The 6,551-nt window shown below is 44.5% G+C and carries 9 protein-coding genes and 2 pseudogenes; 6 read left to right on the forward strand and 5 right to left on the reverse strand.

Annotated features, from left to right (window positions below; genetic code table 11):
* Positions 1 to 253: 253 nt before the first annotated feature.
* Together KGF70_RS16225 and KGF70_RS16230 are read right to left on the reverse strand one after the other, a co-directional pair.
* Complete coding sequence (locus tag KGF70_RS16225) at positions 254 to 610, reverse strand: type II toxin-antitoxin system YafQ family toxin (RefSeq protein WP_001748272.1); 357 nt, start codon at positions 608 to 610, stop codon at positions 254 to 256.
* Entirely contained in the window at positions 610 to 888 is a 279-nt protein-coding gene (locus KGF70_RS16230) for a type II toxin-antitoxin system Phd/YefM family antitoxin (RefSeq protein WP_003586674.1), read from the reverse strand. The genes KGF70_RS16225 and KGF70_RS16230 overlap by 1 nt, the downstream gene beginning before the upstream one ends.
* Positions 889 to 964: 76 nt before the next feature.
* On the opposite strand from KGF70_RS16230, the gene KGF70_RS16235 reads away from it, so the two are divergent.
* The 6 genes and pseudogenes from KGF70_RS16235 to KGF70_RS17485 all read left to right on the forward strand — a co-directional run bounded on the left by KGF70_RS16235 (position 965) and on the right by KGF70_RS17485 (position 4,338).
* A complete protein-coding gene (locus KGF70_RS16235) occupies positions 965 to 1,552 on the forward strand; it encodes a site-specific integrase (protein ID WP_120769729.1) in 588 nt (195 codons plus the stop codon).
* 51 nt (positions 1,553 to 1,603) lie between these two features.
* Positions 1,604 to 1,975: a type II toxin-antitoxin system RelE/ParE family toxin gene (locus KGF70_RS16240; RefSeq protein WP_088771313.1), complete on the forward strand. Its 372-nt coding sequence runs from the start codon at positions 1,604 to 1,606 to the stop codon at positions 1,973 to 1,975.
* Positions 1,962 to 2,231: a helix-turn-helix domain-containing protein gene (locus KGF70_RS16245; RefSeq protein WP_001748276.1), complete on the forward strand. Its 270-nt coding sequence runs from the start codon at positions 1,962 to 1,964 to the stop codon at positions 2,229 to 2,231. The genes KGF70_RS16240 and KGF70_RS16245 overlap by 14 nt, the downstream gene beginning before the upstream one ends.
* A 457-nt stretch (positions 2,232 to 2,688) precedes the next feature.
* Positions 2,689 to 3,051 carry a plasmid mobilization relaxosome protein MobC gene (gene mobC / locus KGF70_RS17475; protein ID WP_367890000.1) on the forward strand — a complete coding sequence of 121 codons (363 nt, stop codon included), beginning with the start codon at positions 2,689 to 2,691 and terminating at the stop codon, positions 3,049 to 3,051.
* A pseudogene (locus tag KGF70_RS17480) lies at positions 3,033 to 3,710 on the forward strand (relaxase/mobilization nuclease domain-containing protein); the annotation flags it as partial. The gene mobC and the pseudogene KGF70_RS17480, both read left to right, overlap by 19 nt.
* Positions 3,711 to 3,759: 49 nt before the next feature.
* Positions 3,760 to 4,338 carry a hypothetical protein gene (locus KGF70_RS17485; protein ID WP_021730115.1) on the forward strand — a complete coding sequence of 193 codons (579 nt, stop codon included), beginning with the start codon at positions 3,760 to 3,762 and terminating at the stop codon, positions 4,336 to 4,338.
* 224 nt (positions 4,339 to 4,562) lie between these two features.
* On the opposite strand, the pseudogene KGF70_RS16260 reads toward KGF70_RS17485, so the two are convergent.
* The 3 genes and pseudogenes from KGF70_RS16260 to KGF70_RS16270 all read right to left on the reverse strand — a co-directional run.
* Positions 4,563 to 5,009: pseudogene (locus KGF70_RS16260) on the reverse strand (replication initiation protein RepA); the annotation flags it as partial.
* Between the two features lie 56 nt (positions 5,010 to 5,065).
* Positions 5,066 to 5,329: a hypothetical protein gene (locus tag KGF70_RS16265; RefSeq protein WP_003586212.1), complete on the reverse strand. Its 264-nt coding sequence runs from the start codon at positions 5,327 to 5,329 to the stop codon at positions 5,066 to 5,068.
* A 59-nt stretch (positions 5,330 to 5,388) separates the two neighbouring features.
* Positions 5,389 to 6,551: HAD-IC family P-type ATPase (locus tag KGF70_RS16270; protein ID WP_216769631.1), on the reverse strand; the 1,163-nt coding region annotated here is incomplete at its 5' end.

Genomic DNA, 6,551 nt, shown 5'->3' on the forward strand with positions numbered 1-6,551 from the left:
GGATGCTTAAGGATAAAGAAATATATAATCATTTCAATTTAGAAAATATTCCCAGTTCCATCAAAACGGAGCTAAACAAGATAGTGCATGACATCGATGACTAATACTTTAACACCAAACAGAAAGGGGCTATGAATATATAGGGTCTATAATCTTCGAAATAGACCCTCAAAATCATTGTTAAAATAACCCCCAATATCTATAATGTAGATGTTGGGGGTTATTTGTTTTTATATGGTATAAATGACTTCTCTTATTCGTCATTTTTTCGATACCTTTTGGAACGATTTTGACCAGGAAATAAACGATCATGCGATCCGACTCGAATGCCAATTAAGACTAGTTCATCTTTATCAATCGTATAAACCACCAGGACATCGTTAGTTTCGCTTGGTGTTTTGTTTTTCGGGGTATCTCGTAAGTGAAATTCATTATAACCGCTCATTCGCCGATTAAGCTCATGATCTTCAAATTCTGATGGTAATTGTTGTTGCTCAAGCAACAGGTCAATGGCTGCTCGAACTTCATCAATAATAGATTTGTCTAAACTGGCTAACCGTTTTAGATCAGCATTAAAGGTTGCACGTGGTTTAAATCTTAGTTTTTTCATTATTTAAACTGACCCCAATAATCATCATCTGATTCAACAATTTCATCGTCAGGTAAAACATGGCGTTTAATTAACTGATCACGTGCAATTGCATATTCTAACGAACCTTCTTTAGCTTTTAATGCTCTTTCTAGCCAGTCCATTTTTTCTTGTGAAACGATGGCTACTGCGCGACTATTTGAACGAGCAATATAAACGGTTTCGTCTTCGTCATTAACTTGATCTAAATATTTTTTTAGGTTAGCGCGAAAATCGCTCTGTGTTAGTGCTAATGTCATATTTACCACCCTTTCATTGTACTTAATATTGTACTTTAATTTGTACTAAAAATCAATTTTTTAAGGAGCTAAAACTATGCAACAAGTTGTCTTACCCATCAAAGATTCAAACGTTCTCAAAGAGGTTCAAGATACCTTACTCAACAACTTTAAAGCTGGCCGGCGTAACTATACAGTTTTTCAAGTTGGTAAAGCGACACTGTTGCGAGTCAGTGATGTCATGCGCTTAAAACAAACCGATATTTTTAATCCGGACGGTTCTATTAAACAAAATGCGTTCATTCACGACCGAAAAACGGGTAAGCCTAATACCTTGTATCTTAAACCAGTTCAAACAGAGCTCTTATTGTACCGTCAATGGCTACTTGATCATAGACTAGCCTCTGAATGGCTCTTTCCTTCCATTCAACACCCCGAGCGCCATATTACAGAAAAACAATTTTACAAAATCATGAGTAAGGTTGGCGATCTGTTAGGAATTAATTATCTGGGTACTCATACGATGCGCAAAACCGGGGCTTATCGCGTCTACACACAATCTAATTATAATATTGGTTTGGTCATGAATTTGCTCAATCATTCCAGTGAAGCAATCACTTTAGCTTATTTAGGCTTAGACCAGGCTAGTACTGAAACGATGCTAGATCAAATTGATTTTGGTTGAATGCAATAGCGTATAACTTTAAAATAATAATATATATGGTATAATTCAAATATGGAAAAGCCAGAATTTGAAACTTACAAACGTCCCAATGGTCATGATGAATTCGATGAATGGTTACAGCAACTGCCAATTAAAGATCGCGCTAAATTACTGCAAGTGATTACAGATACGCAGGATCAAGGTTTACTAGTCGCTCAACGCATGACTTGGGTTAAAAAGATAGAATCAGCTAAAAATTTATATGAATTAAGAAGTAAGGTATCCAGTAATATTCAATGGGCATTATACTTTCACGTTAAGGGACCAAAATATGTGATTACCCATGGGTTTACCAAAAAGACACAAAAAACACCACCCGCTGAAATTAAACATGCGATTGAATTACGAACTGAATGGGAGGATAGTCAAAATGAAAATCAATGATATTTTAACCCGGGAATTAAAAGACCCTAAGTTTGCTGAAGCTTATCATGCTGACAAGGAAAAATCTGCCAGTGCCTTAGCGTTGTATCATACTCGTGAAGAAGCTGGCCTAACTCAGGCCGATTTAGCTGAAAGAGCAAACGTCCCTCAATCCACCATTGCTAGAATCGAACGTGGCGATAATGTAACGTTTGATAAACTAGCTGAAATTGCCCATGCTATGGGTAAAACAATTAAAATTGAATTTACTCAATAAGTTAGACCTTTAAAGAGGTATTTGGCAGCAGTTAATTTAATCAACTGCTGCTTTTTTGATCAAGCTAAATTAGCTTGCGCCGTTTGCGCAAAACTCCGCCTGAAAGGCTCCTGCTGAAGGCATGCTCATGATGCAAAATCATTCGGCCGACCGCCCCTGTCTGGAAGACTTTTTTACTCAAATTCCGATAGCAATTTTGAGTAAAAACGCGAAGCTTTGCCAAAAAGTGGCTAGCCAATCGGCTAACCATTTTGGCATTGCACAGCGAACTTGGGGGTCAAGGGGGAGCGTTAGCTGTCCCCCTTGCAAGCACCGCAGCTGCCACAAACGTAGTCTTGTGGCTAGCATGCGGGTTGCTTGCCAATCCTCTGTTATTCGATTATCATTAGGAGGTCATCAGCCGTCGGCTGATGACCTCCTAATGATAATCGAATAACTTTGCCGCAGGGCAACGGAGGTGGGACTTTTGAACGAACCACAAAATCTGGCTAGCACAAAAAAGACGACTCAGGTTCATCGTCAGGCTAGCAAACAAATTAATTTTCGGGTGAGTGAACCGGACTATTTAAAGCTGGCGCGTTCCGCGCAAACTTTAAATCTGTCCGTGCCGGCTTTTGTCAAAAAGAAGGCCCAGGGGGCGCGCTTAGTTGCCCCTAAGATTGCTGCCCAAGATGCCCAGAACATCACTCATCAGTTAGCTAAAATTGGCGGTAATCTTAATCAATTGGCCCATCATGCTAATCAAGGTGGTCAAATCGATCCCCAAGCATTAAAGGATTTACAAAACGAGGTGCAACGCGTATGGCAACAACTCACATAAAACGTTCCACCAGTGCATCTAGGTTAGTCAATTACGCTGAAAAACGAGCCATCAAAAAAGATGGCCTCAATTTAGATATTCAGTACGCTAAAAGCGAATTTAAACAAGTGCGGGCCGTCTATGGCAATCCTGGTAAAACCCAAGCGTATGCCAGCCGGATTGCCTTTAGCCCGTTGGAATTTAATCCGCAAGATCCTCATGATCAGACAACGGTTTTAGCCGTTGCCAAAGAAGTTTATGCCCAAGCCTATCCCAATCAACAAGTGGCCCTTTATGAACATGCCGATACCGATTCGTTACACGTCCATGCCGTCATTGGCGCGATTAACCTGGAAACCGGGCAAAAAATGCACGGTAATTGGCACCAATATCGCGATCACTTAGTCCACATCACGGATCAAGTGTGCCAGGAAAATGGCTTAATGGTCACCCGGCCCGATCCTAACCGTCACGAGAAACGCTCAATGGCCGAAATTAAGCTCCGGGCTAAACAGCAGCCCACTTGGAAAGATCAAATCCGCCAAGCCGTCGATCACACCATGCAGAACCCCCTGATTCGCGATTTTCAGGCCTTTCAGGACGACTTGAAACAACAGGCAGTTAAAGTATGGGAACGGGGCAAAAATCTCACCTATCAGCTATTAGGGACCAATTACAAGTCTCGGGGAACCAAACTCGGGCTTGATTATGAAAAGGAGACGATTTTTAATGAGTTGGCAAGCCGACAAAACCAAACAAGAACCAACCAGCAACCAGAACGAACCGTTAACCCAACAATTGACCCAGCTCAATCAGACCATAGCCGAACTCCGGAATTACCAGGGCACTCAGATTCAACTGCAAGCCACAGCCAAAACGTCCCTCGATCAACAACTTCATCAGATCGAACAGACTGCCCAACAAGTCAACCAACAGTTTCAGACGACCTTAAACAACTTAGACAGCAGCAACGCCAGCTCGCAGGCCCAATTAAAACAGACCTTACAAAGCGCCTACGCAGCATTCCAAAAGCAGACCAACCTGATCAGTCAGGAAAATCTGACCGCGCTCAAACAAATTCAAACCGAACAAGCCAAAAACAACCAGCGCCTCAGCCAACTCAGCGACCAAGTGAACCAGACCATTCAAGAGACGATGGCCCAAGTCGCTGATCAAATGGATCAGCAGTTACAAACCACGAAAAAGCGGTTCTCGTGGTATGAAATTAAGAATTATCTGCTGGCTGTGATCCCGACTGGTATTCTGACAGGCCTTATTTTCTGGTTATTGACCAAGTATTTCGGTTAGTTCAAGTTAAGCTTTCAGGTTTCCGCGTCCTCAATTGCTGACAATTTTATTTCAGGGTTAAACCAAATTGGCGTTTTATTGACATGAATTTAGGATTTTGAAACCAATTAGCGTCTTTTTTCGCTTATTATTGGCTATATTTATCGTTTCTAAGCCATTTTAAATCAGCTCTGGTGTATTTTTATATGCCAGTTAACTAAAACGGCTGAGAAACGATTTTAGAGCTAATCTGAAATGACCCCTTGATTTTTGAATTCTTCTGAGTGTTGCGCCCGATATTTAGCCCCAGCTAGTTTATTCCAGTAAATACCGAACAGATTCGTCATGGTCCCGTACAAATAGTTTTCCACGTCCTTAACATGCTTCTCGTTACTTCTGAGCACGTTAAAGTATCTTCTCAAGGTCTTAGTTATCAGTGGTTTAAGCGTATCGTCACCTAAATTAATTTTGACTCCTAAGGCTTGATGTTCTTTTTCGAGGTTGTTTTTAGCATTCAAAATGATGCGGATAAAGCGTCGCATTTGTTGTGGTGTTCGACACCAGAAACTGAGCAGTTGAATGGCTTCGGGTTCTAAGAAGACTTCCCAGCCACTTTCTGGATCGGTTAAAAACTCGTCAGCATGTTTTACTAAATCCCGGTTTGGGGTTTCAATTTCAGCTGGTGAAAAGTTAGTGCAAGAAATGCCCCACAATCGTTAGACTTCTTGTCTAACAATTGTAGGGCACTTCAAATCGGCTGATCGAGGACTTTTTGGTATTCGTCCAGCACGTCATTCGGCAAGGGCGTCAGTAAATGCAGGTCATCGCTGACATCGCTGGCCGTGTCGGTGCTGGGCAAATCAACGAAAAGGTCGATTTTACTGAGACAATCACTTAGTAGATCGGTCAGCTGCGAAAGCGGCTTGCCGTTTTCATCGGTGATCACGACCTGGCGATGATTGAGGGGCTGGTGCTCGATCTGAATCATTTTCAGCGCATGATAAACATTCAACTGGCTCACCTCGATATGGTTACCCCGATTGTAGGCAATCTGGCCCGAAAAAACAATCTTTAATCATGCTCTGGGGCTACCGGCGGGCGATGCCAACGCAGCCACAGTTCTTTGATTCCAGACAAAATGAGGGTCGGTAGCGCCGGGATAAAGACTACCGCAGCATACAGCGTGCTAGAAAGTGGCGCGGTCCCCATCACTTCGTTGAAGAACGGCATGATGGTGACAAGTAATGAAGCCACCGCCGCGAAAGCCACTGCCAGCAGCAACTGATAGTTTTCAAACGGGTTGCGGGCGAACAAAGTGCGGGTGCTACGCGCGTCGAACACATGCCACAGCTGGCCAAACACCAGGGTCAAAAAGGCGAGGGTTTGCGCTTCTGCGCCGCTCATGCCTTGACTGGCAGCCCAGATGAAGGCGACATACACGAGCCCACCCATCACAATACCGCGCAGGAAGATGCGCCCGAGCATGCCATGCAAAATGGATTGTTTCACATTGCGCGGCGGCTGGTTCATGAGGTCGGCTTCTGGCACATCATAGCCGAGGGCAAAGCTCGGTAAAGCATCGGAAATCATGTTCACCCACAGCACCATCAGCGCCGTTAATGTTGGGGTGGTGGCCGCCACTTGGCCGACGGGTTGCGTCATCAGTAGCACGCCGAACAGCAGCGCCAACACCTCGGCGACATTGGTGGTTAACTCATGCCGCATAAAGTTTTTGATATTGCCCAAAATGGTGCGGCCGGCGCGGACACTGCGCTCGATGGTGGTGAATTTATCATCCAGTAAAATCAGATCTGCGGCGTCTTTGGTGACTTCGGTGCCATTAATGCCCATGGCAATGCCAATGTCAGCAGCGCGTAAGGCTGGCGCGTCATTGATGCCATCACCAGTCATGGCCACGGTTTCGCCATGCCGCTGCAAGGCGCGCACGATGCGCTGCTTGTGTTCCGGCGACACCCGGGCGTATACGCGGATGCTTGGCGCGAGCCGGAACAAATCTTCATCGGTCATGGCTTCCAGCTGCTTGCCTTCCACTACCCGGGCGCTAGGGTCGGTGACAATGCCCAGCTTTAAGGCAATCGCGCGGGCGGTGACTGCGTGATCGCCGGTGATCATCACGACCTGAATACCGGCTTGGTGCAAGGTGGTCACACTTTGACGCACTTCCGGCCGCGGCGGGTCAATGATGCCGGCAATGCCTAGTAAGAACCTGTTTG

The sequence above is a fragment of the Lactiplantibacillus sp. 7.2.4 genome (assembly GCF_018991185.1).
Classification (GTDB): Bacteria; Bacillota; Bacilli; order Lactobacillales; family Lactobacillaceae; genus Lactiplantibacillus; species Lactiplantibacillus pentosus.